The 26,706-nt window shown below is 61.7% G+C and carries 29 protein-coding genes, 2 tRNA genes and 1 pseudogene; 19 read left to right on the forward strand and 13 right to left on the reverse strand.

Annotated elements, in window-relative coordinates; all coding sequences use genetic code 11:
- The 5 genes from modB to TZ03_RS09005 form a co-directional block, all read right to left on the reverse strand.
- A complete protein-coding gene (modB, locus tag TZ03_RS08990) occupies positions 1-681 on the reverse strand; it encodes a molybdate ABC transporter permease subunit (RefSeq protein WP_051097141.1) in 681 nt (226 codons plus the stop codon).
- Positions 681-1,439 carry a molybdate ABC transporter substrate-binding protein gene (modA, locus tag TZ03_RS08995; RefSeq protein ID WP_051097142.1) on the reverse strand — a complete coding sequence of 253 codons (759 nt, stop codon included), beginning with the start codon at positions 1,437-1,439 and terminating at the stop codon, positions 681-683. The genes modB and modA overlap by 1 nt, the downstream gene beginning before the upstream one ends.
- Before the next feature lie 206 nt (positions 1,440-1,645).
- Positions 1,646-2,722: an NAD(P)H-dependent flavin oxidoreductase gene (locus tag TZ03_RS09000; protein ID WP_051097143.1), complete on the reverse strand. Its 1,077-nt coding sequence runs from the start codon at positions 2,720-2,722 to the stop codon at positions 1,646-1,648.
- A gap of 50 nt (positions 2,723-2,772) precedes the next feature.
- Complete coding sequence (locus TZ03_RS31230) at positions 2,773-2,943, reverse strand: hypothetical protein (RefSeq protein ID WP_177328450.1); 171 nt, start codon at positions 2,941-2,943, stop codon at positions 2,773-2,775.
- A 7-nt stretch (positions 2,944-2,950) separates the two neighbouring features.
- Entirely contained in the window at positions 2,951-3,253 is a 303-nt protein-coding gene (locus TZ03_RS09005) for a DUF1883 domain-containing protein (protein WP_051097144.1), read from the reverse strand.
- 158 nt (positions 3,254-3,411) lie between these two features.
- On the opposite strand from TZ03_RS09005, the gene TZ03_RS09010 reads away from it, so the two are divergent.
- From TZ03_RS09010 to TZ03_RS09045, 8 genes are all read left to right on the forward strand, one after another.
- Entirely contained in the window at positions 3,412-3,771 is a 360-nt protein-coding gene (locus TZ03_RS09010; RefSeq protein ID WP_051097219.1) for a hypothetical protein, read from the forward strand.
- Between the two features lie 77 nt (positions 3,772-3,848).
- Positions 3,849-4,499 (forward strand): c-type cytochrome, encoded by a 651-nt coding sequence (locus tag TZ03_RS09015; protein ID WP_051097145.1) that lies wholly within the window; start codon positions 3,849-3,851, stop codon positions 4,497-4,499.
- A complete protein-coding gene (locus TZ03_RS09020) occupies positions 4,496-5,410 on the forward strand; it encodes a c-type cytochrome (RefSeq protein WP_051097146.1) in 915 nt (304 codons plus the stop codon). The genes TZ03_RS09015 and TZ03_RS09020 overlap by 4 nt, the downstream gene beginning before the upstream one ends.
- Before the next feature lie 298 nt (positions 5,411-5,708).
- Positions 5,709-6,548 carry a UTP--glucose-1-phosphate uridylyltransferase GalU gene (gene galU, locus TZ03_RS09025; protein ID WP_051097147.1) on the forward strand — a complete coding sequence of 280 codons (840 nt, stop codon included), beginning with the start codon at positions 5,709-5,711 and terminating at the stop codon, positions 6,546-6,548.
- A gap of 97 nt (positions 6,549-6,645) precedes the next feature.
- A complete protein-coding gene (gorA, locus tag TZ03_RS09030) occupies positions 6,646-8,001 on the forward strand; it encodes a glutathione-disulfide reductase (protein ID WP_051097148.1) in 1,356 nt (451 codons plus the stop codon).
- 268 nt (positions 8,002-8,269) lie between these two features.
- Positions 8,270-8,833, forward strand: a complete 564-nt coding sequence (gene ahpC, locus TZ03_RS09035) for an alkyl hydroperoxide reductase subunit C (protein ID WP_051097149.1) — start codon at positions 8,270-8,272, stop codon at positions 8,831-8,833.
- A 126-nt stretch (positions 8,834-8,959) separates the two neighbouring features.
- Positions 8,960-10,522 (forward strand): alkyl hydroperoxide reductase subunit F, encoded by a 1,563-nt coding sequence (gene ahpF, locus TZ03_RS09040; RefSeq protein WP_051097150.1) that lies wholly within the window; start codon positions 8,960-8,962, stop codon positions 10,520-10,522.
- Between the two features lie 170 nt (positions 10,523-10,692).
- Positions 10,693-10,881 carry a hypothetical protein gene (locus TZ03_RS09045; RefSeq protein WP_029886312.1) on the forward strand — a complete coding sequence of 63 codons (189 nt, stop codon included), beginning with the start codon at positions 10,693-10,695 and terminating at the stop codon, positions 10,879-10,881.
- 4 nt (positions 10,882-10,885) lie between these two features.
- Here the strand turns inward: TZ03_RS09045 and TZ03_RS09050 are convergent, their stop codons facing one another.
- From TZ03_RS09050 to nhaR, 3 genes are all read right to left on the reverse strand, one after another.
- Positions 10,886-11,533, reverse strand: coding sequence for a YceH family protein (locus TZ03_RS09050; RefSeq protein WP_025339663.1), 648 nt, complete (start codon positions 11,531-11,533; stop codon positions 10,886-10,888).
- Positions 11,534-11,806: 273 nt separating this feature from the next.
- Positions 11,807-13,018 carry a serine/threonine transporter SstT gene (gene sstT / locus TZ03_RS09055; protein ID WP_051097151.1) on the reverse strand — a complete coding sequence of 404 codons (1,212 nt, stop codon included), beginning with the start codon at positions 13,016-13,018 and terminating at the stop codon, positions 11,807-11,809.
- A 168-nt stretch (positions 13,019-13,186) separates the two neighbouring features.
- A complete protein-coding gene (gene nhaR / locus TZ03_RS09060) occupies positions 13,187-14,080 on the reverse strand; it encodes a transcriptional activator NhaR (protein ID WP_051097152.1) in 894 nt (297 codons plus the stop codon).
- 134 nt (positions 14,081-14,214) lie between these two features.
- Here nhaR and TZ03_RS09065 point away from each other — a divergent pair, with 134 nt between their 5' ends.
- Positions 14,215-14,451 (forward strand): hypothetical protein, encoded by a 237-nt coding sequence (locus tag TZ03_RS09065; protein ID WP_051097153.1) that lies wholly within the window; start codon positions 14,215-14,217, stop codon positions 14,449-14,451.
- Between the two features lie 28 nt (positions 14,452-14,479).
- A complete protein-coding gene (locus TZ03_RS09070) occupies positions 14,480-15,232 on the forward strand; it encodes a TerC family protein (protein ID WP_051097154.1) in 753 nt (250 codons plus the stop codon).
- A gap of 126 nt (positions 15,233-15,358) precedes the next feature.
- Here the strand turns inward: TZ03_RS09070 and TZ03_RS09075 are convergent, their stop codons facing one another.
- Positions 15,359-15,538: a hypothetical protein gene (locus tag TZ03_RS09075; RefSeq protein WP_051097155.1), complete on the reverse strand. Its 180-nt coding sequence runs from the start codon at positions 15,536-15,538 to the stop codon at positions 15,359-15,361.
- A 164-nt stretch (positions 15,539-15,702) separates the two neighbouring features.
- Between TZ03_RS09075 and TZ03_RS09080 the strand changes: the two genes are divergently transcribed.
- Positions 15,703-16,446: a peptidase C39 family protein gene (locus TZ03_RS09080; RefSeq protein WP_051097156.1), complete on the forward strand. Its 744-nt coding sequence runs from the start codon at positions 15,703-15,705 to the stop codon at positions 16,444-16,446.
- A 111-nt stretch (positions 16,447-16,557) separates the two neighbouring features.
- Here TZ03_RS09080 and TZ03_RS09085 read toward each other — a convergent pair whose 3' ends face one another.
- Positions 16,558-17,841: an NAD(P)/FAD-dependent oxidoreductase gene (locus tag TZ03_RS09085; RefSeq protein ID WP_051097157.1), complete on the reverse strand. Its 1,284-nt coding sequence runs from the start codon at positions 17,839-17,841 to the stop codon at positions 16,558-16,560.
- A gap of 201 nt (positions 17,842-18,042) precedes the next feature.
- Between TZ03_RS09085 and TZ03_RS09090 the strand changes: the two genes are divergently transcribed.
- From TZ03_RS09090 to TZ03_RS09125, 8 genes are all read left to right on the forward strand, one after another.
- Positions 18,043-18,119, forward strand: a tRNA-Val gene (locus tag TZ03_RS09090).
- 341 nt (positions 18,120-18,460) lie between these two features.
- Positions 18,461-18,537 (forward strand) — tRNA-Val (locus tag TZ03_RS09095).
- 173 nt (positions 18,538-18,710) lie between these two features.
- Complete coding sequence (locus tag TZ03_RS09100; RefSeq protein WP_051097158.1) at positions 18,711-20,081, forward strand: oligosaccharide flippase family protein; 1,371 nt, start codon at positions 18,711-18,713, stop codon at positions 20,079-20,081.
- 78 nt (positions 20,082-20,159) lie between these two features.
- Positions 20,160-21,104, forward strand: coding sequence for a DUF535 family protein (locus TZ03_RS09105; RefSeq protein ID WP_051097159.1), 945 nt, complete (start codon positions 20,160-20,162; stop codon positions 21,102-21,104).
- 277 nt (positions 21,105-21,381) lie between these two features.
- Positions 21,382-22,524: a hypothetical protein gene (locus TZ03_RS09110; RefSeq protein ID WP_051097160.1), complete on the forward strand. Its 1,143-nt coding sequence runs from the start codon at positions 21,382-21,384 to the stop codon at positions 22,522-22,524.
- A gap of 33 nt (positions 22,525-22,557) precedes the next feature.
- A complete protein-coding gene (locus tag TZ03_RS09115) occupies positions 22,558-23,673 on the forward strand; it encodes a glycosyltransferase family 61 protein (protein ID WP_051097161.1) in 1,116 nt (371 codons plus the stop codon).
- Between the two features lie 126 nt (positions 23,674-23,799).
- A complete protein-coding gene (locus TZ03_RS09120; RefSeq protein WP_051097162.1) occupies positions 23,800-24,369 on the forward strand; it encodes an SPOR domain-containing protein in 570 nt (189 codons plus the stop codon).
- Between the two features lie 267 nt (positions 24,370-24,636).
- On the forward strand, positions 24,637-25,062 hold the full coding sequence (locus tag TZ03_RS09125) for a GTP pyrophosphokinase (RefSeq protein WP_051097163.1): 426 nt from the start codon (positions 24,637-24,639) through the stop codon (positions 25,060-25,062).
- Between the two features lie 85 nt (positions 25,063-25,147).
- Here the strand turns inward: TZ03_RS09125 and TZ03_RS09130 are convergent, their stop codons facing one another.
- The 3 genes and pseudogenes from TZ03_RS09130 to TZ03_RS28585 form a co-directional block, all read right to left on the reverse strand.
- Positions 25,148-25,390, reverse strand: coding sequence for a DUF1654 domain-containing protein (locus TZ03_RS09130; protein WP_051097220.1), 243 nt, complete (start codon positions 25,388-25,390; stop codon positions 25,148-25,150).
- Between the two features lie 120 nt (positions 25,391-25,510).
- Complete coding sequence (locus TZ03_RS09135; protein ID WP_051097222.1) at positions 25,511-26,218, reverse strand: GntR family transcriptional regulator; 708 nt, start codon at positions 26,216-26,218, stop codon at positions 25,511-25,513.
- Between the two features lie 153 nt (positions 26,219-26,371).
- A pseudogene (locus TZ03_RS28585) lies at positions 26,372-26,597 on the reverse strand (FAD-dependent oxidoreductase); the annotation flags it as partial.
- Positions 26,598-26,706 lie beyond the last annotated feature (109 nt).

Here is a 26,706-nt window from a genome sequence, read left to right on the forward strand (position 1 = left end):
TCAGCTCCAGCCGGCTTTGCCGCGGCGTCCAGCGTACAGCAGGAGCAGCACCAGGAAAGAGAACACCAGCATGGCACCGGCCAGCCAGTGTGCTTGCGAATAGGCCATGGCCTCGACATGGTCGAAGATCTGCACCGAGACCACGCGTGTCTTGTTGGGGATGTTGCCGCCGATCATCAGCACCACGCCGAACTCGCCCACGGTGTGGGCGAAGCCGAGGATGCTGGCAGTGATGAAGCCCGGGCGGGCCAGCGGCAGCACCACATGGACGAAGGTGTCCCAAGGGCTGGCACGCAGTGTTGCGGCCACTTCCAGCGGGCGCTGGCCGATGGCGCCGAAGGCATTCTGCAGTGGCTGGACCACGAACGGCATGGAGTAGATCACCGAGCCGATCACCAGGCCCGTGAAGCTGAACACCACACTGCCCAAACCCAGCGCCTGGGTCGCCTGGCCCAGCCAGCCATGCGGGCCGAGGGCGATCAGCAGGTAGAAGCCGATCACCGTGGGTGGCAGCACCAGTGGCAAGGCCACCACCGCGCCCACCGGCCCGCGCAGCCATGAGCGCGTGCGCGCCAGCCACCAGGCGATGGGCGTGCCGACGACCAGCAGGATCAGGGTGGTCAGGCTGGCCAGTTTGATGGTCAGCCAGATAGCACCTAGGTCACTGGCATCCAGTGGCATCAGATTTCATAACCGTAGGACTTGATCACGGCGGCGGCTTTCGGGCCTTTGAGGTAGTCGACCAGAGCCTTGGCGGCAGGGTTGTCCTTGCCTTTTTCAAGGATCACCGCGTCCTGGCGGATGGGCTCGTGCATGGAGGACGGGACGATCCAGGCAGAGCCGCTTTCGACTTTGCCGTCCTTGTAGATTTGCGACAGGGCGACGAAGCCCAGCTCGGCGTTGCCGGTGGAAACGAACTGGAACGCCTGGGTGATGTTCTGCCCTTCGACCAGCTTGGGCTTGGTGGCTTCGGTCAGCTTCAGTTTTTCCAGCACTTGGGTGGCGGCCAGGCCGTACGGTGCGGTTTTCGGGTTGGCGATGGACAGGTGCTTGTATTCGTTTTTCTTCAGCACGTCGCCTTTGTCGTCGACATAGCCAGGCGTTGCCGACCACAGGGCCAAGGTGCCGGTGGCATAGGTGAAGCGCGAACCCGGGACAGTGGCTTTTTCTTCTTCGAGCTTGGCCGGGGTGCTGTCGTCGGCGGCGAGGAACACCTCGAACGGCGCGCCGTTCTTGATCTGTGCGTAGAACTGCCCGGTGGCGCCGTAGGCGGCGACCAGCTTGTGGCCGGTGTCTTTCTCGAAGTCCTTGGCGATGGCCTGGATCGGAGCTGTGAAGTTCGCTGCGACCGCGACCTGGACTTCATCGGCCCAGGCGGTGTTGAAGGCGAACAGGCTGGCCAGGGCGGTGGCGGCCAGGTGGAATGGGCGGATACGCATGAAGACAGCTCCTTGGGGTTTTCGTTATGTCTTCAACTATATAGCGATAGGCCATTTGCCGGGAAGGGGCTGTTGAAGCAATCATAGGCTCGGCCCTATCGCCGGCAAGCCAGCTCCCACAGGGACCGCACTGGTTTCGAATGTTGTGCAGGTACCTGTGGGAGCTGGCTTGCCGGCGATAGGGCCGAGCCTGCTTCAAACGATGCCTAACGGCCGACCACGATCAGCGCCTTTGCGGCAATCTCCCGGGTCAACTCCCCAGCCGGCATATGCCGCCCCAACCGCAAGGCCTGCCCCGACCACAAGTTGCTGAAGTCACTGTTGCCCTGCGGGTCGGTGATCGCGCGCAAGGGCATCAATGCCCCACCAGCCAGCGGGAAATGCGGCGCCAGCGCGCTCATCGGCCCCAGCTCGCGCATGATGCGGTTGTTGATGCCGCGTGCTGGGCGGCCGGTGAACAGGTTGGTCAGCGCCGTGTCACTGGCAGGCGCGCTGTCCAGCGCCTGGCGATGTGCCGGCGAAACCTTGGCCTCGGGGCAGAACAGGTAAGCCGTGCCGATCTGCACGGCAGATGCGCCCAAGGCCAGCGCGGCCACCAGGCCGCGGTAGTCGCCGATGCCGCCAGCGGCAATCACCGGCACGCTGACCGCATCGGCCACCTGCGGCACCAGGGCGAAGGTGCCGATCTGGCTAGTGATGTCGTCGCTGAGGAACATGCCGCGATGGCCGCCGGCTTCATAGCCCATGGCAATGATCGCGTCACATCCGTGGCGTTCCAGCCACCGTGCTTCCTCCACGGTGGTGGCGCTGGAAAGCACCTTGGCACCGCTGGCCTTGACCCGTTGCAGCAGGTCGGCTTGGGGCAGGCCGAAATGGAAGCTCACCACCTCCGGGCGCAGTTGCTCGACCAGCAGGCAGCTCTGTTCGTCGAAAGGCGCTCGGTTGGACACCGGCGTGGGGGCCGTGAAGTCGGCGCCGACTTCGGCATAGTAGGGCGCAAGGGCCTGCTTCCAGCGCGCGTCGCGCTCGGCATCCGGCGCGGGTGGCTGGTGGCAGAAGAAATTCAGGTTCAGCGGGCGGCCCGGGCAGCCGCTACGGAAGGCGGCGATTTGCGCGCGTACCTGCTCGCCCGTGAGCATGGCGCAGGGCAGGGCGCCCAGCCCGCCTGCCAGGCCCACGGCAATGGCCATGGGCGCCCCGGTCGCACCGGCCATGGGCGCCTGGAGAATGGGCAACTCGATGCCCAGCAGGTCGAGGATGCGGCGGTCGGGCCAGTGGCTCATGCGATTCTCCTTGCGCGGGGCGAACGGTGCGGCGGGGGTTTTGGCGGGTCCTACAAGGCTTTGCTGACCTGGATGTCGCTGATCTTCTCGGCGTCTTCGCCGTGGATCTTGCGCAGGGCTTCCAGGGCTTGCCCGTGGGAGGCATCGGGCATCAGGGCGAAGTCCCAGCGGCGCTGGCCGTCGAGCTTGTATTTGATGACGTACTTGATGGTCTGGGTCATGGCGGCCTTATCTGAGTTTCGACGACGAACGACGGATGATCTTGATCTTGTGGCTCAAGGTTGGCTTGCGGGTCACCGAGATCGGGCGGGTGGTCACGGTATCGATGGTGATGTTCCAGAAGCCGGTGCTGGGCACGGTGATCTTCGCCGGGAACTTGTCGAAATGGCCACCGTGGTAGGTGTGACGGCCGCCGTTCTTGAAGCTGCGGAAGTTGGCGTCGTTCATCAGGCGGATATTGCAGCGCTGGGAGCACTCGATGACGACGATGTCGTCCTCGTTGAGGTGCTCGCGCTGGTGTACGAATTTCATGTGATGCTCCGCAAGGATTGGTTCTGCAAAGGCAAAAGATACCACGATGTGCGCTTGCGCTGCCGCGCTGTTCGCCACGCTGGGATAAATCTGCCAGGGCAGGGAGCAAAACCGCCTGGTCGTGGTCGAAGGGGTTCGTGATGGCAGAGGTGTTGCAAATGAAGTGGATGGTGGCGGCGTTGTCGATGACGCTGGGTGGCTGTGTCAGCGTCGCGGAGCTGGAACAATCGCGGGAAACGCTGGATGTGATTTCTGGCAAGACTCCGCGTGCCTATGCCGACTGCGTCAAGCAGAAGCTCGCTGATACTCGCGGCCCGCTGGCGGAAGAACAGCGCGGCGATGGCCTGCGGCTGATCGTGCCGCAGAAGATCAGCTCGGGCGTGGGGCCGGCGGCGCTGGTGGATATCGGCAAGCGCGGCAGCGGCAGCAGCATCAAGCTGCACGAGCGGCTGAACAACTTCCCGCTGCGCCTGGGGGATGTACGTACGGCAGCCACCCAGTGCATCTCTGGGAGTTGATCCAAGGCAACTGATCACGCTCCATTTGCTTATATGTTTTAGGCTTAAGCATATAACAATAGAAATGGAGATTCGTGATGACACCGTTGAGTCGCGTCGTGATCGGCAGCTTGCTGATCCTGGCCTGGCCCACGGCGCATGCCGCCGATGGCCAGAAAGTCTTCACCCAGGGCGGGGCGAACCCCGCCGCCATGGCCTGCCTGGGCTGCCATGGCCCGGACGCCAAGGGTATCGCTGCTGCCGGCTTCCCGCGGTTGGCTGGGCTACCGGCCGGTTACCTCAGCAAGCAATTGCATGACTGGCGCAGCGGCAGCCGTAGGCAGCCGGTGATGGAGCCGCTGGCCAAGGCCCTGACCGAGGATGAAATCAAGGCAGTCAGCGCCTACCTGGCCAGCTTGCCGGCAGACCCCGCAGGTGACCTGCGCCGGCAGCAGATCGCCAATGACCCCACCACCCGCATGGCCCTGTATGGCGACTGGAACCGACAGATTCCCGGTTGCGTGCAATGCCATGGCCCGGGCGGTGGTGGTGTTGGCGAGCACTTCCCGCCCTTGGCCGGCCAGCCCGCCAATTACCTGGTGGCGCAGCTCAATGCCTGGCGCGACGGTAGCCGCAGCAATGACCCCAACCAACTGATGGTGGGCGTGGCCAAGGCCATGACCGATGACGAAATCAAGGCAATCGCCGAGTTCTTCGCCCGCCCCGCCAGCCAGGAGGTCATGCCATGAAGCCGATGATTCCAGCCCTGTTGCTGTTGGCCGTGGGCAATACCCAGGCTGCCCCGATCGTCATGGAGGACCAGTCGCAGCTGAAAGTGCCCGGTGTGCAGGCTGTGCCGCAGTTCGTGCCGCCAGCGGAAAGCGACTTGCCCGACAACGCCTTTGGCAAGATGGTGCGTGAGGGCCATGCCTTGTTCGTCGACACCCGCCGGCTGATGCCCGAGGCCGTGGGCAATGGCATGAACTGCAGCAACTGCCACCTCGACCAGGGGCGGCTGGCGCATTCCGCACCGATGTGGGGCGCGTACCCGATGTACCCGGCGTACCGCAAGAAAAACGACAAGGTCAATACCTACGCCGAGCGCATCCAGGGCTGTTTCCAATTCAGCATGAACGGCAAGCCGCCTGCCGCCGACAGCCCGCAGATGACGGCGCTGGCGGTGTATTCCTACTGGCTGTCGACCAAGGCACCGAGCGGCGTGGAAATGGCCGGGCGCGGCTACCCGGAGGTGCCGCAGCCCAAGGGCGGCTATGACTTCAAGCGCGGCCAGCAGGTATACCGGGAGCAATGTGGGATCTGCCATGGCGATAATGGCGAAGGGCAAAAAGTAGCTGGCGAGTATGTGATGCCGCCGCTGTGGGGCAAGGACAGCTACAACTGGGGTGCCGGGATGCACCGCATCAACACGGCGGCGTCGTTCATCAAGTACAACATGCCGCTGGGCAAGCCGGGCAGCCTGAGCGATCAGCAGGCCTGGGACGTGGCTGCGTGGATCAACCGTCATGAGCGGCCGCAGGACCCGCGCCTGGTGGAGGGTTCCATCGAAAAGACGCGGGTGAAGTTCCATGCCAATGATGGTGTGAACCTGTATGGGCAGGAGGTGGATGGGGTGCTGATCGGGCAGGGCACCGGTAGTTGATTGCCTGCCAGGGCCCTATCGCCGGCAAGCCAGCTCCCACAGGTACCGCGCAGAATTCAGGAATTGCGCGATCCCTGTGGGAGCTGGCTTGCCGGCGATAGGGCCGCTGCAGGCAGCCGTGATCAGCTGTCATCCAATGGTCATGTATGACCGTAATATTTACGATCCCCCGGAACTAACTACACTGGGTTATCTCTATCATCCCACCGGTCGGCCTCAGGCGGGGGCATTGTAAGGTGACTGCCGCCTGATTAGACTGCGCCGAATCCCACAGGCCTAGCCTTTTGTAAGGACGTATATGATCAAAAAATGCTTGTTCCCGGCAGCCGGTTACGGCACCCGCTTCCTGCCCGCTACCAAAGCCATGCCCAAGGAAATGCTGCCGGTGGTCAACAAGCCACTGATCCAGTATGGCGTTGAAGAGGCACTGGATGCCGGTCTGAACGAGATCTCCATCGTGACCGGGCGTGGCAAGCGTGCCCTGGAAGACCACTTCGACATCAGCTACGAGCTGGAAACTCAGATCAAGGGCACCGACAAGGAAAAATACCTGGTTGGTATCCGTCGCCTGCTCGACGAGTGTTCGTTCTCCTACACTCGCCAGACCGAAATGAAAGGCCTGGGCCACGCCATCCTCACTGGTCGCCCGCTGATCGGCGACGAGCCGTTCGCCGTGGTGCTGGCGGACGACCTGTGCGTCAACCCGGAAGGTGACGGCGTGCTGACCCAGATGGTCAAGCTGTACAATCAGTTCCGCTGCTCGATCGTCGCCATTCAGGAAGTCGACCCGCAGGAAACCAACAAGTATGGCGTGATCGCCGGCGACATGATCCGTGACGACATTTTCCGCGTCACCAACATGGTCGAGAAGCCCAAGCCCGAAGACGCCCCGTCGAACCTGGCGATCATCGGCCGCTACATCCTGACCCCGGACATCTTCGACATCATTGCCAGCACCGAGCCGGGCAAGGGTGGCGAGATCCAGATCACCGACGCGCTGATGCAACAGGCGCAGAACGGCTGCGTGATCGCCTACAAGTTCAAGGGCAAGCGTTTCGACTGCGGTGGCGCCGAAGGCTACATCGACGCGACCAACTTCTGCTTCGAGAACTACTACAAGACCGGCAAGGCTTACTGATAAGTCCTGCTGGCCTGAAAGCCACCCCTCCGGGTGGCTTTTTTGTTTGCGGCGGCTGACGGCGTTATGCTGGGCGCCTGCCTAGGAGACTGAATACATGGCCTACGATTTTGATCTGTTCGTGATTGGCGCCGGGTCCGGCGGTGTGCGCGCGGCGCGGTTCGCCGCCGGCTTCGGCGCAAAAGTGGCAGTGGCCGAGAGCCGCTACCTGGGCGGTACCTGCGTCAACGTCGGCTGCGTGCCGAAAAAACTGCTGGTCTATGGCGCGCACGTCGCCGACGAGCTGGAGCAGGCCGCAGGTTTCGGCTGGACCCTGGAAGAAGGGCATTTCGACTGGGGTACCCTGATCGCCAACAAGAACCGGGAAATCGAACGCCTGAACGGCATCTACCGCAACCTGCTGGTCAATAGCGGCGTCACCCTGCTGCAGGGGCATGCACGTCTGACCGGTGCCAATGAAGTGGAAGTGGAAGGCCAGCGCTACACCGCCGAGCACATCCTCATCGCCACCGGTGGCTGGCCGCAGGTGCCGGATATCCCGGGCAAGGAACTGGCCATCACCTCCAACGAAGCCTTCTACCTCAAGGCCCTGCCACGCCGGGTGCTGGTGGTGGGCGGTGGCTATATCGCCGTCGAGTTCGCCGGCATCTTCCAGGGCCTGGGGGCCGATACCACGCTGCTTTACCGTGGCGATCTGTTCCTGCGCGGCTTCGACGGCTCGGTGCGCACGCACCTGAAGGAAGAACTGGAAAAGCGCGGCCTGAACCTGCAGTTCAATGCAGATATCCAGCGTATCGACAAGCTCGATGACGGCAGCCTCAAAGCCACCCTCAAGGATGGCCGCGAGCTGGTTGCCGATTGCGTGTTCTACGCCACCGGCCGGCGTCCGATGCTGGACAACCTGGGCCTGGAAAACACCGGTGTAGAGCTGGATGCGCGCGGTTACATTCGCGTTGACCCGCAATACCAGACCACCGCCCCATCGATCCTGGCCATTGGCGACGTGATCGGCCGCGTGCAGCTAACCCCGGTGGCCCTGGCCGAAGGCATGGCCGTGGCGCGGCGCTTGTTCAAGCCCGAGCAATACCGCCCGGTGGATTACCAGAACATCCCCACTGCGGTGTTCAGCCAGCCGCCCATCGGCACCGTTGGCCTGACCGAGGAGCAGGCGCTGGAGGCCGGGCACAAGGTGCAGGTCTTCGAAAGCCGCTTCCGTGCCATGAAGCTGACCCTGACCGATATCCAGGAAAAGACCCTGATGAAGCTGGTGGTCGATGCCGAGACCGATAAGGTGCTGGGTTGCCACATGGTCGGCCCTGACGCCGGCGAGATCATCCAGGGCTTGGGCATTGCCCTGAAGGCCGGCGCGACCAAGCAGCAGTTCGACGAAACCATCGGCGTGCACCCGACGGCGGCCGAAGAGTTCGTCACCATGCGTACTGTCACCCGCTGATGCCACTGGCCGCATCGCCGGCAAGCCAGCTCCCACAGGTACAGCACAGGTCTCTGGCCATGTGCTGTACCTGTGGGAGCTGGCTTGCCGGCGATGAGGCCCTTGAATGTTGCGCAATCCTTTGCTCAGCCCATTCCCTTCTATTAATAAACCCCGGTTATAGCCAAAACCAATCACAAGCATGAGCTTTGCCAATGAGCCTTTAGTGGGATGAACGGTTAGGATTCTCTCCGTCAACTGATTTCAACCCCATGAAGGAGCGTCTCTCATGCCTATCATCAACAGCCAGGTCAAACCGTTCAACGCCACCGCCTACCACAAGGGCGAGTTCGTCCAGGTCAGCGAAGCCGACCTGAAAGGCAAGTGGTCTGTCGTGTTCTTCTACCCGGCCGACTTCACCTTCGTCTGCCCGACCGAACTGGGTGACCTTGCTGACAACTACGCCGAGTTCCAGAAGCTGGGCGTGGAAATCTACGGCGTGTCCACCGACACCCACTTCACCCACAAAGCCTGGCACGACACTTCGGACACCATCGGCAAGATCGAATACCCGCTGATCGGTGACCCGACCCACATCATCTCGCGCAACTTCGACGTGCTGATCGAAGAAGCCGGCCTGGCCGACCGCGGTACCTTCGTGATCAACCCAGAAGGCCAGATCAAGATCGTCGAACTGAACGACGGTGGTGTAGGCCGCGATGCTGCCGAGCTGCTGCGTAAAGTGAAGGCTGCCCAGTACGTTGCCGCTCACCCAGGCGAAGTTTGCCCGGCCAAGTGGAAAGAAGGCGAAGCCACTCTGGCGCCATCCCTGGACCTGGTCGGCAAGATCTAAGTCCATGTGCAAGTCGCGGGCGGTGGACAGCCGCCAAAGCTGAAGTACCTACCGCCCCGTAAAAACGCCCGGGCGACCTCGCCTGGGCGTTTTTGTATCCGAGTTTTGAAAAAGGAATCGCCCCGTATGTTGGACGCCACGCTTAAATCGCAACTGAAAACCTACCTGGAGCGGGTCACCCAGCCGATCGAGATCGTTGCTTCCCTCGACGACGGCGCGAAGTCCCGCGAATTGCACGACCTGCTGGTGGAAATCGCCGGCCTGTCGAACCTCATTACCCTGCGCGCGGATGGTGATGACGCCCGTCGTCCATCGTTCTCGCTCAACCGCCCGAATGGCGAGATCAGCCTGCGTTTCGCCGGCATCCCCATGGGCCACGAATTCACCTCGCTGGTGCTTGCGCTGTTGCAAGTCGGTGGCCACCCGAGCAAGGCCAGTGCCGAAGTGATCGAGCAGATCCAGGCGCTGGAAGGCGAATTCACCTTCGAAACCTACTTCTCGCTGTCGTGCCAGAACTGCCCGGACGTGGTCCAGGCGCTGAACCTGATGGCGGTACTCAACCCCAACGTGCGCCACGTGGCCATTGATGGTGCGCTGTTCCAGGCTGAAGTCGAATCGCGCAAGATCATGGCGGTGCCGAGCATCTACCTGAACGGCGAAGTGTTCGGCCAGGGCCGCATGGGCCTGGAGGAAATCCTCGGCAAGATCGACACCAACGCCGGTGCCCGCCAGGCCGAGAAGATCAACGCCAAGGGCGCCTTCGATGTGCTGGTGGTCGGTGGTGGCCCCGCCGGCGCCGCGGCCGCCATCTACGCTGCGCGTAAAGGCATTCGCACCGGTGTCGCTGCCGAGCGCTTCGGCGGTCAGGTACTCGATACCCTGGCCATCGAGAACTTCATCTCGGTACAGGAAACCGAAGGGCCGAAGCTGGCCACGGCGCTGGAAGAACACGTCAAGCAGTACGACGTCGACATCATGAACCTGCAGCGCGGCGAAGCGCTGATTCCGGCCACCGATGGCGGCCTGCACGAAGTGCGCCTGGCCGGCGGTGCCTCGCTCAAGGCCAAGACCGTGATCCTGGCCACCGGTGCCCGCTGGCGCGAAATGAACGTGCCGGGCGAACAGGAATACCGCGCCCGTGGCGTGGCTTACTGCCCACACTGTGACGGCCCGCTGTTCAAGGGCAAGCGCGTGGCGGTGATCGGCGGTGGCAACTCGGGCGTGGAAGCGGCCATCGACCTGGCCGGCATCGTTGCTCAGGTGACGCTGATCGAGTTCGACAGCCAACTGCGGGCCGATGCGGTGTTGCAGCGCAAGCTGCACAGCCTGCCGAACGTGAAAGTGATCACCAGTGCACTGACCACCGAGGTGCTGGGCAATGGCGAGAAAGTGACCGGCCTGCGCTACCAGGACCGCACCACGGACCAGCAGCACGAGGTGGCGCTGGAAGGCATCTTCGTGCAGATCGGCCTGTTGCCGAACACCGACTGGCTGAAGGGTACCGTCGAGCTGTCGCCACGTGGCGAGATCATCGTCGACGCCAAGGGCCAGACCAGCATCCCGGGTGTGTTTGCGGCGGGTGACGTGACCACCGTGCCGTACAAGCAGATCGTGATTGCGGTGGGTGAGGGGGCCAAGGCTTCGCTGGCGGCCTTCGACCACCTGATTCGCACTTCGGCGCCGGCGTAAGCCTGTATCGGCCCTTTCGCGGCTAAAGCCGCTCCTACAACGAACTGCACAGGTTTTGAAAGCTGTGCAGTTCGTTGTAGGAGCGGCTTTAGCCGCGAAAGGGCCAGCACAAGCAAAGCACCAACCTGAAGGTGTCTATGCTTACGGCAGACCCTTCAGGAATCACCTTCATGACCCTGATCAGCCGCGAACCCTGGTGGCTAGTCCCGCCAAAGCCCGGGCAGACAGAGCAGGACCTGCACTGGGGCTACCTGGAAATCTACGCTGACGGCCGCACGGTGTTCGTCGACCAGCGCCCCAGTGACCGGGAGCTGGCCGAGCGCAAGAGCTGTCGCAACTTCCCCGACCCCGAGCCGTGATGGCTTAGCCTTCCAGCTCGGCCAGGCGTGCCTCCAGGGCTGCGATACGGGCTTCCAGGGCTTCGATTCGTTCCTCCGATACATTGCCGCCACTGCTGCGGGCGCCACCTTCCTGCTGCCGTGCGGCCAGGATTGCCTCGATTTCTGCTGGGTCGCCCAGGGCGTGGGTGTAGCGGTCCTCACGCTGGCCAGCCTGGCGTGGCAGGTGCAGGGCCAGGCCGCGCGAGATCAGGCGCTCCAGCTGGTGCTGGATCTGCTCGGTGTCGTCGAAGTCGTGCAGGCGGTTGCTGCGGGTCAGCAGTTCGTTGAGGGTTTGTGGCCCGCGCAGGAACATCAGGCCCATCAGCACCAGTTGCGCTGGCACCAGCTCCAGGGCCTTGTCCACCCGCTGTTCCCAGCGATCGGCGCGGCTGCCCATCTGCAGGCGGGTCATGTCCTGCCCTTCGAGGGCGCGCAAGGCCTGACCGACCTGGCCTTGGGTAAGGTTCATCACCGGCTCGCGGCTGGTCTTCTGGTTGCAGGCCAGGACCAGGGCGTTGAGGGTCAGCGGGTAGCTTTCCGGGCTGGTGGCCTGCTTCTCGATCAACGAGCCGAGAATGCGGATCTCGATGCTGTTGAAGCGGCCTTCACCTGCGGTTTCGTGTTCTGACATGGCCCTGTCTCATTGCTGGGGAAAGGCCACTAGCCTAGGTAAAGCGCCTGGCTTAAGCAATCGCTGGCAGCATCGCCGGCAAGCCGGCCCCCACAGGGATAGCACCAACCTGGCGGTCTGCGCTGTACCTGTGGGAGCAACTGTCTTGTATTGCCTGGACTGGCCTCATCGCCGGCAAGCCAGCTCCCACAGGTACTGCACAGGGCTTGAGGCCCATGCGCTCGAGGTGGGAGCTGGCTTGCCGGCGATGGGCCGCAAGCGGCCCTGACAATCTCAACCGTTACGCCGCTCTTCGGCCTGGCACGCCGCTGCGGTAAACAACACATCGGTCGACGAATTCAGCGCCGTCTCGGCCGAGTCCTGCAGTACCCCGATGATGAAGCCCACCGCCACCACCTGCATGGCAATCTCGCTGGGGATGCCGAACAGGCTGCACGCCAGCGGAATCAGCAGTAGCGAGCCCCCGGCTACACCCGAAGCGCCGCAGGCGCATACCGCGGCCACCACGCTCAGTAGCACTGCCGTCGGCAGGTCCACCGGGATACCCAGGGTATGCACTGCCGCCAGGGTCAGCACGGTAATGGTGATGGCTGCACCGGCCATGTTGATGGTCGCGCCCAGTGGGATCGACACCGAGTAGGTGTCTTCATGCAGGCCAAGGCGCTCCGACAGCGCCAGGTTGACCGGGATGTTGGCCGCCGAGCTGCGGGTGAAGAACGCGGTGATGCCACTTTCGCGCAGGCACAGCAGGGTCAGCGGGTAAGGGTTGCGGCGGATTTTCCAGAACACGATCAGCGGGTTCATCACCAGCGCCACGAACAGCATGCAGCCGATCAGCACCGCCAGCAGGTGCAGGTAGCCAAGCAGGGCGTCCAGGCCCGACTGGGCGAGGGTGGCGCTGACCAGGCCGAAGATGCCCAGCGGGGCGAAGCGGATGACCACGCGCACGATCAGGGTCACGCCGTTGGACAGGTCGTCGACCACGGCGCGAGTGGTTTCGCCAGCGTGCCGCAAGGCCACGCCCAAGCCGATGGCCCAGGTCAGGATACCGATGAAGTTAGCGTTCAGCAGGGCATTTATCGGGTTGTCCACGGCGCTCAGCACCAGGTTCTGCAACACTTCGGCAATACCACCCGGCGCGCTGAGCGTGGCCTCGCCCGTACTCAGGGCCAGGGTCGAAGGGAACAGCATGCTGGCGACCACAGCCACCACCGACGCGGCGAAGGTACCCAGCAGGTACAGCCAGAGGATCGGGCGGATGTGGGTTTCCTGGCCGTGGCGGTGGTTGGCGATCGAGGCCATGACCAGGATGAACACCAGCACGGGCGCTACCGCCTTGAGGGCGCTGACGAACACCTTGCCGAGGAAGGCCAGGTCGCGGGCGATGGCGGGTGCGAGCAGGGCCAGGGCGATACCGGCGAGCAGGCCGATGACGATCTGCGTCACCAGGCTGGTGCGGTTGAGGAAGCGGAGGACGGGGGTCATGTGCAGCGATATCCCAGCATTTTCAGAAAGGGCGCGACTTTACCATAGACCTATGTTGGGCAGGGCCGGCCTCTTCGCGGGCATGCCCGCTCCCACCTCGACCGCATAGGCCTCAAGCTCTGTGCAGTACCTGTGGGAGCGGGCGTGCCCGCGAAGAGGCCGCCACGGTCACCAATGAAACAACTCCCGCCGCGCCCCTTCGGTAATCGCCACGATGCCCGGGTGCTTGACCTTGCGCTCCACCGAAATGGCGTAGAACGACTCATGCACGGCCTCGGTCTGGCCAATCAACTGCACGCCATATTGGCGGCACACTTCTTCGGCGATCACGCTGGGGGCAACGAATATGCCGCTGCCTGACTGCCCGAACGCCTGCATCAAGGCGCTGTCATCGAACTCGCCAACGATCCGTGGCTGCACCTGTTGCTCGCCCAGCCAGCGCAGCAAGCGGCTGCGCACCACGGTTTCCTGGCCGGGAATCAGCAGTGGCGCGTCCTGCAGGCAGGCAGGGAAGGGGCCCTTGTGAAGCTGTGCCAATGTTGGGGTAGCAAAGAAGCTCAGCCCGCATTCGCCGAGTTTCTGGCTGTAGCCCTTGATGTCCAGGTGGCTGGGCATGGGGCTGTCGGAAATGACCAGGTCCAGGCGCTGGATCGCCAGATCGCCCAGCAATCGCTCCAGTTTGTCTTCGCGGCAGTTGATGCGCAGCACGTCTTCCAGCTCCATGGTTGGCGCCAGCAGGCGGTAGACGATGGACTTGGGCACCACGTCGGCCACCCCCACGCGGAACAGGATCTGCCCCTGCGGGCCGGCACGCAGCATGGCTTCCAGTTCGCCACCGAGCTGGAACATCTGCTCGGCATAGATCAGCGCCTGGCGCCCGGTTTCGGTCAGCTCCAGTTGCCGCCCCACGCGCTGGAACAGCTCAAGGCCGTAGGTCTGCTCGAACAGGCTGATCTGCCCACTGATGGTTTGCGGTGTCAGGTTCAACTGCTGGCTGGCACGGGCGATGCTGCCGGTCTTGGCCACGGCCCAGAAGTAATGCAATTGCCGATAGTTGAGCATCGGTTTTTTCCCGATTCGTAAAAACCGAAGTATAAGCGTTGGAAATGCGAATTTTCCTGATGTATTGCCGTCTCTAGAATGCCACTCCATCAGGCGCGCTATGCGCCGCCGGCACATCGACAAGCGAGGAATCCATGCTGCACTTGAAATCCATCGGTACGCCGCTGGTATTGGCCCTGGCCCTGTTCACCCTGGCGGGGTGCGACCAGGCCGAAAAATCCGCCCAGCAGATGCTCGACCAGGCCGCGCAATCGGCCAAGCAGGCCATCGACGACACCAACAAGGCTGCCCAGCAGGCCTTGAGCGAGGCCCTCGGCAGCGAAGGGCGCAAGCCCGAGGGCGCCGACAAGAAAGACACCCAGGAAATCTGACCCCAACCGCCGCTGCAGGATTTAACCAATGGAATACTTGCTGGAACTCGCCGCTAGCCCTACCGCCTGGGTTGCCCTGGCTACGCTGGTGGCCATGGAAGTTGTACTGGGCATCGACAACCTGATCTTCATCTCCATCCTGACCAACAAACTGCCCGTGGAGTATCGCTCCAAGGCACGACGTATCGGGATCAGTATGGCCCTGGTCATGCGCCTGGCCTTGCTCAGCACGGTGGCGTGGATCGTACAGCTGACCGACCCGGTATTCGAAGTGTTCGGCAACGCCTTCTCCTGGAAGGATGTAATCCTGATTGCCGGTGGCCTGTTCCTGTTGTGGAAGGCGACCAAGGAAATCCATGAAAACGTCGACCCACACGGTGCCAAGGAAGAGGCCAAAGTCGCTTCGACGGTTACCTTGGGCTTTGCTGCAGCGATCTTCCAGATCCTGCTGTTGGACATCGTCTTCTCGGTCGACAGTATCATCACCGCCGTGGGCATGACCGAGCACTTGCCGATCATGATCATTGCCGTGATCACCGCGGTAATCGTCATGATGGTGGCAGCCGACCCGTTGGCCAACTTCATCAACGACAACCCGACCGTGGTCATGCTGGCCCTGGGCTTCCTGATCATGATCGGCATGACGCTGATCGCCGAAGGTTTTGGTGCCCATGTACCGAAGGGTTATGTCTACGCGGCCATGGCTTTCTCGACCGTGATCGAGATCCTCAATATCCTGGCGCGCCGGGCGCGGCTCAAGCGTGAGGCGGCTGAGGGGTGATGCAAGAGTGGGGCGCTTAGCGCCCCATTCGCGGGCAAGCCCGCTCCCACAGGGATCGCGTCAGCCAGATGACTGTGCGGTCCCTGCGGGCTTGTCCGCGAATGGCTCTATGTCGATGCTGAAATCTTAATGCACCCCGGCATGCCGTCGCGCCCGGCGTACAGGCTGTGGCTTGGCAAGGGCCTGCGGTGGCAAGTGGTGATGTTGTGAGTGACGCCGCACGATACGCAGTACACCCCATAGCATGGCGGCTGCGACGCTCAGCCACATACCCACCAGCATGAGGATTGCCATGGTCAGGCTCATCTGTGCCTCCATCTCTACGGCAAACGCGGTCAGCCGCCGCTCGCCTTCCAGACACTGCTTTAGTCTAGCTCGGCGCCCATGACGTTCCATTGACCAAAGGTCTATTGCTTGGTCCGATTCGTTCCAAGCGGGTGTCGGACTATACCCGCGCAGCTGTCCGACCTATGATCGGTGGCCAGAGCCGGGCGCTGCCTGCCTGGCGTTGGAACAAGCGAGTGTCCATGGAGCAAGATTCCTTCAAGTCGGCAATCACCACCCCGCGCCGGTTGCTGCTGGCCTGCCTGGTGGCGGCCAGCCTGGCCGGCTGTGCCAGTGCGCCGCCCGCCAACCTCAAAGGCCTGCCGCAGCGGGTCGAGATCAGTAGCGTGCCGTTCTACCGCGGCAACGCCAACCACAGTGGGGCCATGGCCTTGGCGGCAGTGCTGTCGCAACAGGGCGCGCCGATCACCCCGGGCCTGCTGGACAAACCGTTGAACCTGCCCCAGGGCGCGGAGGCGCTGGACACCGCTATCCCACGGGTGGCACGTGACTACGGCATGGTGGTGTATCCGCTGGACAAGCAACTGGACGCGTTGTTGATCCAGGTGGCGGCGGGCAACCCGGTGCTGTTGCGTTACGACGAGGGTTCGGCCTGGTGGAGCGAGCCACGTTATGCCGTGCTGATTGGCTATGACCGTTACAAGCAGCGGGTGCTGTTGCGCTCGGGCATGCACCGGCGCCAGGTGATGGCATTCGATGAGTTTGCCTCGGCGTGGGCGAAGCAGGGGAGTTGGGCGGTGCTGGTGCAGCCTCCGCGGCAACTACCGGCCCAGGTGGATCGTCAGCGCTGGTTGCAGGCGGCAGATGAACTGGCGCGGGCGGGGCAGGAAGTTGCGGCGAAACAGGCTGTGCGTAGCCTGAATAAATAGCTTTACCTGCACCGGCCCTTTCGCGGGCATGCCCGCTCCCACAGGATTTGTGTCATGGCACAGTACCTTGTGGGAGCGGGTTTACCCGCGAAGAGGCCTGGCCTGCTTACATCAGAAGCCCAGGCGATCGCGCAGGCTGTAGTACCAGGCACCAATGGCGCTGAACGGTACGCGCAGCATCTGCCCACCCGGGAACGGGTAGTGCGGCAGGCCGGCGAAGGCGTCGAAACGCTCGGCCTGGCCACGCAGGGCTTCGGCCAGCACCTTGCCCGCCAGGTGGGTGTAGGTCACGCCGTGGCCCGAGCAACCTTGGGAGTAGTAGATGTTGTCACCGATACGGCCAACCTGCGGCAGGCGCGACAGGGTCAGCAGGAAGTTGCCGGTCCAGGCGTAGTCGATCTTCACGTTCTTCAACTGCGGGAAGGCCTTGAGCATCTTCGGACGGATGATCGCCTCGATGTTGGCCGGGTCGCGCGCGCCATAGACCACGCCACCACCGAAGATCAGGCGCTTGTCGCTGGTCAGGCGGTAGTAGTCGAGCAGGTAGTTGCAGTCCTCGACGCAGTAGTCCTGCGGCAGCAGGGTGCGCGCCAGTTCCTCGCCCAGTGGCTCGGTGGTGATCACCTGGGTGCCGCATGGCATGGACTTGGCGGCCAGCTCCGGCACCAGGTTGCCCAGGTAGGCGTTACCGGCAACGATGATGAACTTGGCGCGGACCTTGCCCTGTGGGGTGTGCACGACCGGGTTGGCGCCACGCTCGATGCGCACGGCCGGGGTCTGCTCATAGATGATGCCGCCCAGCGACTCGACTGCGGCCGCTTCGCCCAGGGCCAGGTTCAGCGGGTGGATGTGGCCGCCGCTCATGTCCAGCATGCCGCCGATATAGTTGTCGCAGGCGACCACTTCGCGGATGCGCTTCTGGTCCATCAGCTCCAGCTGGTTGTGGCCGAAGCGTTCCCACAGGCGTTTTTGCGACTCCAGGTGGCCCATCTGCTTGCTGGTGAGGGCAGCGAATACGCCACCGTCTTTCAGGTCGCACTGGATGTTGTACTTGGCCACGCGCTCACGAATGATGCGCCCGCCTTCGAAGGCCATATGGCCCAGCAGTTGTGCCTGTTTGGGGCCGACGGTGCGTTCGATGACGTCGATGTCGCGGCTGTAGCTGTTGACGATCTGGCCACCGTTGCGGCCCGACGCGCCGAAGCCGACCTTGGCCGCTTCGACGATGCTCACCTTGAAGCCGTTCTCCAGCAGGAACAGGGCGCTGGACAGGCCGGTGTAGCCGGCACCGATGATGCACACATCGGTTTCCACCTCACCCTGCAGCGCCGGACGTGGCGGCACCGGGTTGGCCGAGGCGGCGTAGTAGGACTGGGGGTAGGGGGTGTTAGCCATGCTGCAGGAACCTCGTGTTTTATATTTTTAACGAATGTACCGATGCTATCAATAATAATAAACACCCGCTAGTCGTCTGTTGAAAATCCTTTACTCGAGCCCCGCCGACGCTTCTCTATAAAGAGGTTAAGATTCAGTAGCTTAGCGCGAAAAAAAGTGTTGACAGGGTTTTTGGAATGGGTAGAATGCGCACCACACGACAGGCACATAGCTCAGTTGGTTAGAGCACCACCTTGACATGGTGGGGGTCGTTGGTTCGAGTCCAATTGTGCCTACCAAACGAAAGCCCCGGGTTTCCGGGCACGAGAAGGGCGATCCGAAAGGGTCGCCCTTTTTGCATTTGCAAAAAGTTAAGCCTTAGTGGCAGCCATTGGGGCTGCTTTGCAGCCCATCGCCGGCAAGCCAGCTCCCACAGCGACCGCGCAAAACTTGAGGCCTGCACTGTTCCTGTGGGAGCCCGGCTTGCCGGCGATGGGCCGCAAAGCGGCCCCAGTAAAGTCTGCAGAAACCTTAACTGACTGGCATTAGCCCGAAGGCTGCAATCCCGAAAGTTTTTGATTTCTCTCAAAAAAAAGCTTTACAGGTACGCATTCGATCACTAATATGCGCACCACACGACAGGCACATAGCTCAGTTGGTTAGAGCACCACCTTGACATGGTGGGGGTCGTTGGTTCGAGTCCAATTGTGCCTACCAAATAAAGTCCCGGTTTTCCGGGCATGAAAAGGGCGCTCCGAAAGGGGCGCCCTTTTTGCTTTTGCGGCAAAGTCATCGCTGAGGGCAATTTCACGCGTTGCAGGCTGTCCCGATAGCTGTATGGCGAATTGTGACTATAGTGAGTCTCTAGCAATAGGTTCAGAGATGCGGCTATGCCTTCGATTGATGTGTCGCCTCCCTTGAGCCTGCGCAGACGGGCCATATGGGCCAGCGCGTTAAATCTTCTTGCTGTCTTCGCTTCACAGGCCATGCGGCTAGGCGGCAATCTGGTGATCACTCGCCTGCTCGTGCCAGAAATGTTCGGCATAATGGCCATTGCGACCACCGTGTCGGTGCTGCTGCAAATGCTGTCCGATGTCGGGCTACGGCCAAACGTCATTCAAAGTTCGCGAGGCGACGAACCGCTGTTTCTCGATACTGTGTGGACCGTGCAAATCATCCGTGGGTTTGTGCTGTTCCTGCTGACGTTGCTATTGGCCCTGGGGGCTCAGTTCACGCAGTACATCCAACTGTGGCCGGCCCACTCCACCTATGCCGCACCAGAGCTGCCGATGGTGCTGGCTTTGTCAGGCATCGCCGCGATCATCTATGGCTTCCAGTCACCCAAAGTCGATGTAGCCATCCGGGTCTTCCAGCAGAAGAAGGTGGTGGTCGCCGAACTGATTTCGCAGTTTGTCGGCTTGGTGGTGATGCTCGTGGCTGGCTACCTCACCCGCTCCATCTGGTCATTGGTGGCAGCGGGCCTGGTGGGCACATTGGTTTTCACCGCCCTCAGTCACTTGATCTTCCAGGGCCCGCGCAACCGCCTGCGATGGGACCCGGCCGCACTGCGCGAGGTGTTCGATTACGGACGCTGGATCCTGTTGTCGTCCTCGGTAGGGGTCCTGGCGATGCAGGGCGACCGGATCTGGTTTGGCGGCAGTATGTCGGCCACGGAACTGGGGGTGTACTCCATCGCCATCGCCATCCTCGGCGCCATTCAGTCGGTCCTGCAACGGCTGGCAGGGGCGGTCGCCTTGCCGGCCTTCAGTGAGGCGACGAGAGGTGGCGACAAAGAACGGGTTCGCAACCTCTACTACCGCTCCAGAATGCTGTTCGACCTTAGCTCGCTGTTCGCTTGCGGCTTTCTGCTGACTGCCAGCCCGCTGATGATCGGGTGGCTCTATGACGCCCGTTATGCCGGCGCCGGCAATACCATCGCCATTCTCTCGCTGTCGCTTTTCACCTTGCGCTTCACGCTGGCGCATCAGCTTTGGCTGGCCCTGGGGCTGACCAAGTACGTGGCGATGGACAACGTCATCCGGGTCGTTTCGCTGTTCGTCCTGCTGCCGGTGCTTATGGCCATGGGTGGCGTGACCTATGCCATTTGGGGCGTGGCCCTGCATACCTACTTCACGCTGTTCCTGATTTTCAAGGTCAACCGCCAGCTGGGGTTGCTGGACCTGAAACGCGAACTTGTCGTACTGCCTGCCCTGCTGATCGGCGTTTTGTTCGGCGAAATGATAACCAAGCTGTTCGCCTGAGTGAGCCGTCAAGGCGCGGGCAGGTGAGCGCGTGGCCGGGTAGAAACACTGTGCTGTGAGTGAACAAGGTAAGACAGCATGATCTATAGAGCGATAGTGAAAAGCGTGTTTGTCCTGCATCCTGGCTATTCGCTGCGGGCCTTGCGCAACAAGCTCCGGCTGACGTTGCTCATCATTCGTAACTGGCCCGGGCTCAAAGGTTACTTGGAGCGCCTGCGCAACACGCTTGGCCGCGAACGATTCCAGCGCCTGGGGGAGGACTGCATCGGCATCGTCCAGTGGCCCTACATCAGCAAGTCGTGGGCAGCGCAGACCCGTTTCGATGCACTGGCTTCGCACTACGAGGTGGTCACTCAATATTGCCAGCCGCTGTTGCTCCTGGGCCGGGACGATACCTTGCTGCTGGCCGACCTCACCCAGCATGCCCCAAACTGCACCCTGGTGCTGGACCGGGCGTCATGGTTCATGCGTGAGGGGGAACTGGTACTGAACCTGTTCCAGGGTGAGCTGCGCGTCGCCTCGCTGGCTTTCACTCTGTCGCGCTCTGGGGAGGGGGTGTGCCTGTTCATCGGTGCGGTACAGGGCATTCACAAGGGCGTGGATAGCGAAACATCGCTGAATATCTACCGGGCATTGACCAAGGACTTCGAAGGGCTACGCCCCAGGAGCCTGCTGATCGAGGTCGTCAGGCATATCGCTCACGGGCTTGGGGTGACCAGGCTCTACGCTATCGGCGACGGCTACCGTCACCACCGCCATCCCTATTTCGGCAGGGAGAAGTCCCAGGAGTTGCTGGCCAATTATGATGTCATCTGGCAAGAACACGGGGCGATGGCGTCCGAACGTGAAGACTTCTTCAGCATCCCTGCGGTCGTTCCCCGGCCGCCCCTCGAGCAGATAGCTGCCAAGAAACGCGCGATGTATCGCCGCCGCTATGAGCTGCTGGATGGAATATTCGCGCAACTGGACAGCGCCGTGCGGCATCAGCTGGCAACCCGTGGCGAAGAGGGCCGAGAGCGCTGACGGGGTGGGTGGAAAACACGGTACTCAGGTAAGCCGTTGGCACATTTCGCTATATCCACGAAGAAAAATTGGCGCCATAAAACATACGCTTATCCACGCGTAATCACTGAATAATCAATGACTAAGCGTGTCTTGACAGATCATTTTCGCCCATCTTTAATCAATTTGTATCTGTTTGTGTCTGTCAGCCCAAAGCATTTAGGTGCTGAAGGTGATGGGATGTGTTTATTCGACAGCGCTCGCTACCTTTTACCCGGGTAAACTCCAAGGATATAAAATGAGAGAGCACATAAGAAAGCTCATAACACCGTCGATGCGCTTCGAAATAAGAAAGTTCTTTACTTGGGCCCAGGATATAACTGAGCGTGCGTGTTTATGGCGCTGGGAAATCACCAGGTTTCGGCTACAGACAAGTAACGACTACGAAGTCCTGTATGTCGGCAGAAAGAGCCGCAAGGAAATGGCCAAGCTGCTCATCGGCGGTAAACCCGAGGCCGACGCCAAACCCGGCGATGGCACGCAGCAACCTGCCGGTGCGTCCCATGTGGTGCTGATCAGCGAGATGCCCAGCGCCGGTGCCCTGTATGTGCCCCATTACCTGAGTGCAATCATCCCCCTGGGGCGCCCGCTGGAGGAGATCGTCGCACGTTACGATGGTGAACTGCGCCGTAACATCCGCAAGTGTCGGCCGCTGTACCGCATGCAACAAGTGCTGACGGACGAGGAGATCGGCAAGGCCGACCGGGAGATGCTACAGCCTTATGCCCAGGCGCGGCATGGCCTGTATGCCAAGCAATTCGACTCGCAAGAACTGTTGCGCATCGCCAAGACGGTTGGCCGGCTCGACCTGATAATGAAAGGCGATGAGGTCGTCGCCTGTCATTTTGGCTGCGTGATAACCCGGGCTGGGAAGCGCTACTGGAGCACGTTGCGCTTTGGTTACCCGGAGGCCGTCTTCAACGACCCCAAACGACTGCGCGAGGTCAACTCGATCACTACCTTCATGGCCCTGGAGTGGGCCATCGAACAGGGTTTCGATTACTACGATATCGGCCAATGCCTGGCACGTCCGGACGATGGACTTTTGAAATGGAAACGCCGACGCGGCGGTGACGTGGACACCCTGGGCAACCAGGCCTATATGTTCGTCCGGCTACCAAAGACCGGCATCGCCAAGTTCCTCTGGGAGTTCCCGTTGTTCGCCGTAGAGGGCAAGAACCTCACACTTCACCTGGGCTTGCCGGATGGGCCAAGTGACGAGGAAATCGTCGACCGCTACCGCGAGATGGTCTTCGGCGGTTTGTTCAAGATATACCTTCATTGTGCAAAAGCGCCTGGCGAATTATTGCTGGAAAACCTGCGCAATCGATATGCCCACTTCCAGTCTCCGCCCATTCTGGAAAAAGTGTCCTCCAACTGAGCGTGAAAGATAGTCTTTCAATGAGAGCTCTTCATGAAGAACGATATTTCGGATCTAGACACGAAAGGCGCCGGCCGAAAAAGCTGGAGCTTGGCCGCATACAAGTACCTTGCCAGAAAGCGGCTGGGACGAAAGCAATCGGAAAACTTGAAGAGCCTAGCGGTCAAAACCTGGGATATCGCGGCGGCTGAGGTCACCCCGGCGCCGCCTGCTTTCTTTCTGCCGAATCAGTTGGAGCGAGTGACCGGCTGGGAGGCGACACGTTTCTTTCCCTTCGAACATCCGCGCCGGACCATGGAGGGGCTGGGTAGTGTGGAACAACGTCCTACCAAGGGCTATCTGATCAAGGACGTCATGCTGATCGATGGGGCGCTGTACAAAGATACTGCCAGTTTCTGGCTGTCTGATCGGCCCAGTCGGTTGCCGCGAATTGTCGTGGAACAAGAGATCGAGCGGGGGGCCGCTTATTGTTCACGTTACGGCAACCGTTGGTTTGGTACATGGCTGGCCGAGGACTGCGTCACGTATGCATTGGCCTGTAACGAAGGGGTGCCGGTGACCACCGCGCCCTCGGGCAGGTTCCCTCTTTTCTCCCAGGCCCCGGCGTACGAAGATTGGCTCGGCATGCATCCGCTTCGGCTGCGCAGTGCGTACTTTCGAGAGTTGGTGCTGTTCGATGACGCCAGCCACAACACCAACCAGTCAGCGCGATACCGCGCCATGGGCCAGAAGTTGTTAGCGCGGGTGAATTACCAGTCGCACCCAGGGGTTTTCATCTTGCGGGGCTACGCCGGAGATCTGCGCCTGCTGCACAATGAACTGGAGATCGCCGAACACCTGCAAAAACATCGCGGCTTTCGCATCCTTGACCCTTTGAAGAGCGACCTGTCGACCATCGTCGAAACCTGTGCCGGGGCGAGGGTAGTGTTGGGCGTGGAGGGCAGTCAGCTCATCCACGGTGTCAATGTGCTGGCGCCCGGAGCTTCGGTGGTCACCCTGCAGCCACCCAATCGCTTTGTCTGCTTCTACAAATACCTGACCGATCGTGACCAGCAGCATTTCGCCTTCGTGGTCGGCATACCAAACGGAAACAACTTCCGCATCGACCTCAATGAACTCGAACGGACCTTGGACCTGCTGCCCTCGTGACCAAGCGCAGCATGCCCTGACTGTCTGAGGCGCAGGGCCATTTGTTGCACGGTGTAACGTATGGTCGCGGTCCTTGCCCGGGGCCGGCGTGCTAGAATCCGCGCCTTCGAATCTGGAGGTACACGCGTGCGCAAACTGGCTGTGGTAATGGCAGTGCTCGCCCTGGCGGGCTGTGAGAACGAGGTCGAAGGCGTGCACAAACAGGTGGCCGAACACCTGCACAACCCCAAGACCGCCAAGTTCGGCAACGTGCGGATCGACACTCAAGGCACCATCTGCGGCCAGGTCCGCGGCAAGGATGATGCCGGGCAGTACGAGGCCTACCGCAGCTACGTGGCGATCAAGCGCGATGGCCAATACCAAATCATCGTCGACGATACCGGCAACAACCTGCGCATCCGCGAGATGTGTGGTGGCGCCGACCTGCAGCGTCGCGCCGAGGCGCTGGCTGACCAGCCGGCACCGCAAGGCTGGGATGTGGAAGTGATCCAGGGCGCCAACATGGGTGCGCTGAGCGACATGACCGCGCGCCTGATCGAAAAGGGCATTCCGTCCTCGGTGGAGTACCGCGACGGCAAGCCGGTGGTGTTGATGGGGCCGTTCCCTACCCGTGAGGAGGCCGAAGCACGCAAGGCCGAGGTGATGGCCAAGCTGGGCACCGATTCGGTGGTCATCCAGCACGGCGTAGCTCGCTAAGCCTGTAGCAGAAGCCTTATGTGGGGCAGCTGTCTTGTATTGCCTGGGCTGGCCTCATCGCCGGCAAGCCAGCTCCCACCTCGACCGCATAGGCCTCAAGCCCTGTGCAGTACCTGTGGGAGCCGGCTTGCCGGCGATGAGGCCAGCCCAGGCAATACAAGACAGTTGCTCCCAAAGGGCTATGCAGCACGGCTCTCCCTTGCGCTAGACATTGTTCACCCAAGTTTGGCTATGCTTGGTTGGAAGAAACTGAGCGGGGAGGGCCTCATGTCTACACTGGAGCGGGCCATTGCCGTGGCCGCCAGGGCACATGAAGGGCAGTACGACAAGGGTGGGGCAGCTTATATCCTTCATCCACTACGCGTGATGATGCGGGTCTCCACACCCGAGCAACGGATTGTCGCGGTGCTTCACGATGTGATCGAAGACACCCCGCTGACCCTGTCCGATCTGGCGCGCGAGGGCTTCGCGCTGAAAATCCTTGCCGCCTTGCTGGCGCTCAGCAGGCGCGAGGGCGAGGCCTACCAGGACTTCGTGGTGCGCTTGGGCGATGACCCGCTGGCGCGCACCGTCAAGCTGGCCGACCTGGCCGACAACAGTGACCTGTCGCGTATCCCCTGCCCAGGCCCGGCCGACCTGGCGCGGCTGGCCCGTTATCGGGAAGCACGCGCCTACCTGGAGACGCTGGCCTGACTTTCAGCCACATGCCTTGAGGTTGACCGGCCCGACGAACGCGTTTCGGCCAGGCTGCCGCGAAAAGCGAAGCTCTCATGCGCGGTCAGTCTTCCTTCGGTACTGTCCAGAAGATCTGCACGCCGCCATCGTCGCGGTGGGCGAGGGTGACGTTGTCGTTTTCGGCGATTTCCTCGAGCAGGCTGTCCCAATCTTCCGGGGTTTCCTGTTCCAGACGGAAGATCAACGCCGCGCGGCTGCGCTGGGCGGTGGGGCTGTTGATGATTTTCTGGATGCGCATACCCAGTTGTTCATAGCTGCTTGGGGTGGCGGAGGCGGTACTGGACACAGGCATTTCCTTGTTTTGCTGTATGTACATACAGTATTTCACTGTAAGTAAATTCGCAACAGCTTGTCGGGAAAACATCTATGCCAGTACCGGTTTTTCGTCGCTTGCCGGCAAGGTCTGTCAGGCGATAGACATGCGAGCCGTCAGGTTCTGCTGCATGTAGTCGAGGAACCGGCGCTGGAACAGCATGGTGTGTTCGTGCGCGGCGGCTTCGGCAGCGTCGGCGTCGCGAGCGGCGATGGCCGCGATGATTTCATCGTGGTCGCGGCCAAGGCGGTGGGTGCTGGCGGAACTGACCACATGATCGAAGTGCAGGTGCAGCAAGCGCTGGCCTTCGCCCAGCAGGCGCTCGTAGTAGTTGATGAAATAAGGGTTGCGTCCAGCATGGGCAATGGCCATGTGGAAGGCTTTGTTCAGCTCGGACATGGCCTGGAAGTCGCCAGTGGTCACGGCCTTGAGGTAGGCGGCGTCGGCCTTGCGGATGGCCTCAAGGTCTTCTTCGCGATGCTGGGTGGCGGCCAGGCGGGTGACGGCGCGCTGGATCAGGTCCAGGGCGGAGATGTAGTTGGGGAATTCCTCGATCTCGAACGGCGTCACCAGCGTGGTGCGGTTCGGCAGGATCACCACCAGGCCTTCGGTGATCAGGCGGGCGAGGGCATCGCGTACTGGCGAGCGGGACAGCCCGAACTGCGCAGCCAGCGACACTTCGTCCAGTTGCACGCCGGGTTTGAGCTTGAGGGTGAGGATCTGTTTGCGCAGCTCTTCGTATATGTAGCGGCCGCTGTGGCGTCGTGGCGCGCCTTCGGTGTCGGTATCTTTGGCCATCATCAGGTCTCGGTTGGGCTCGGTCGTATCATACAGGCCGGCCCTTGTAATTTTCATCCCAGGCTGATCCGGGCCCCCGGCAACCTACGCGGCGACATCGAAGCGCTCGAAGCGGTAGGGCGTCGGGTCGATAAGCGGGTCGGATTGGGACACCAGGTCCGCCGCCAAGGTAAGGGGAATGTCGTGGGCGTGGCGGTTGGTCTTGCGCACCCAGCCCAGGTTGCCCGATGACTGCTCGCCGGCGATGCGCCCCTTTTCTAGCACCACCACTGGTATGTTGCGTTGGCGAGGGTCAGTGCGGCGGTGAGGCCGATGATGCCGCCGCCGATGCTCACCACGGTGGTGCTGGCGGGTGGCGGGTGCTGGTTTGCACAGGGGCGATCGTGGGGGGACATTGTTTTACTCGATGCGGTTCGGATAGAGGGCGTGCTCGCGGACTGCCCTTAATGCCAGTCAGTTAAGCCTATAAGGCACATTGGGGCTGCTGTGCA

The sequence above is a fragment of the Pseudomonas sp. 10-1B genome, from assembly GCF_000935045.1.
Classification (GTDB): domain Bacteria; phylum Pseudomonadota; class Gammaproteobacteria; order Pseudomonadales; family Pseudomonadaceae; genus Aquipseudomonas.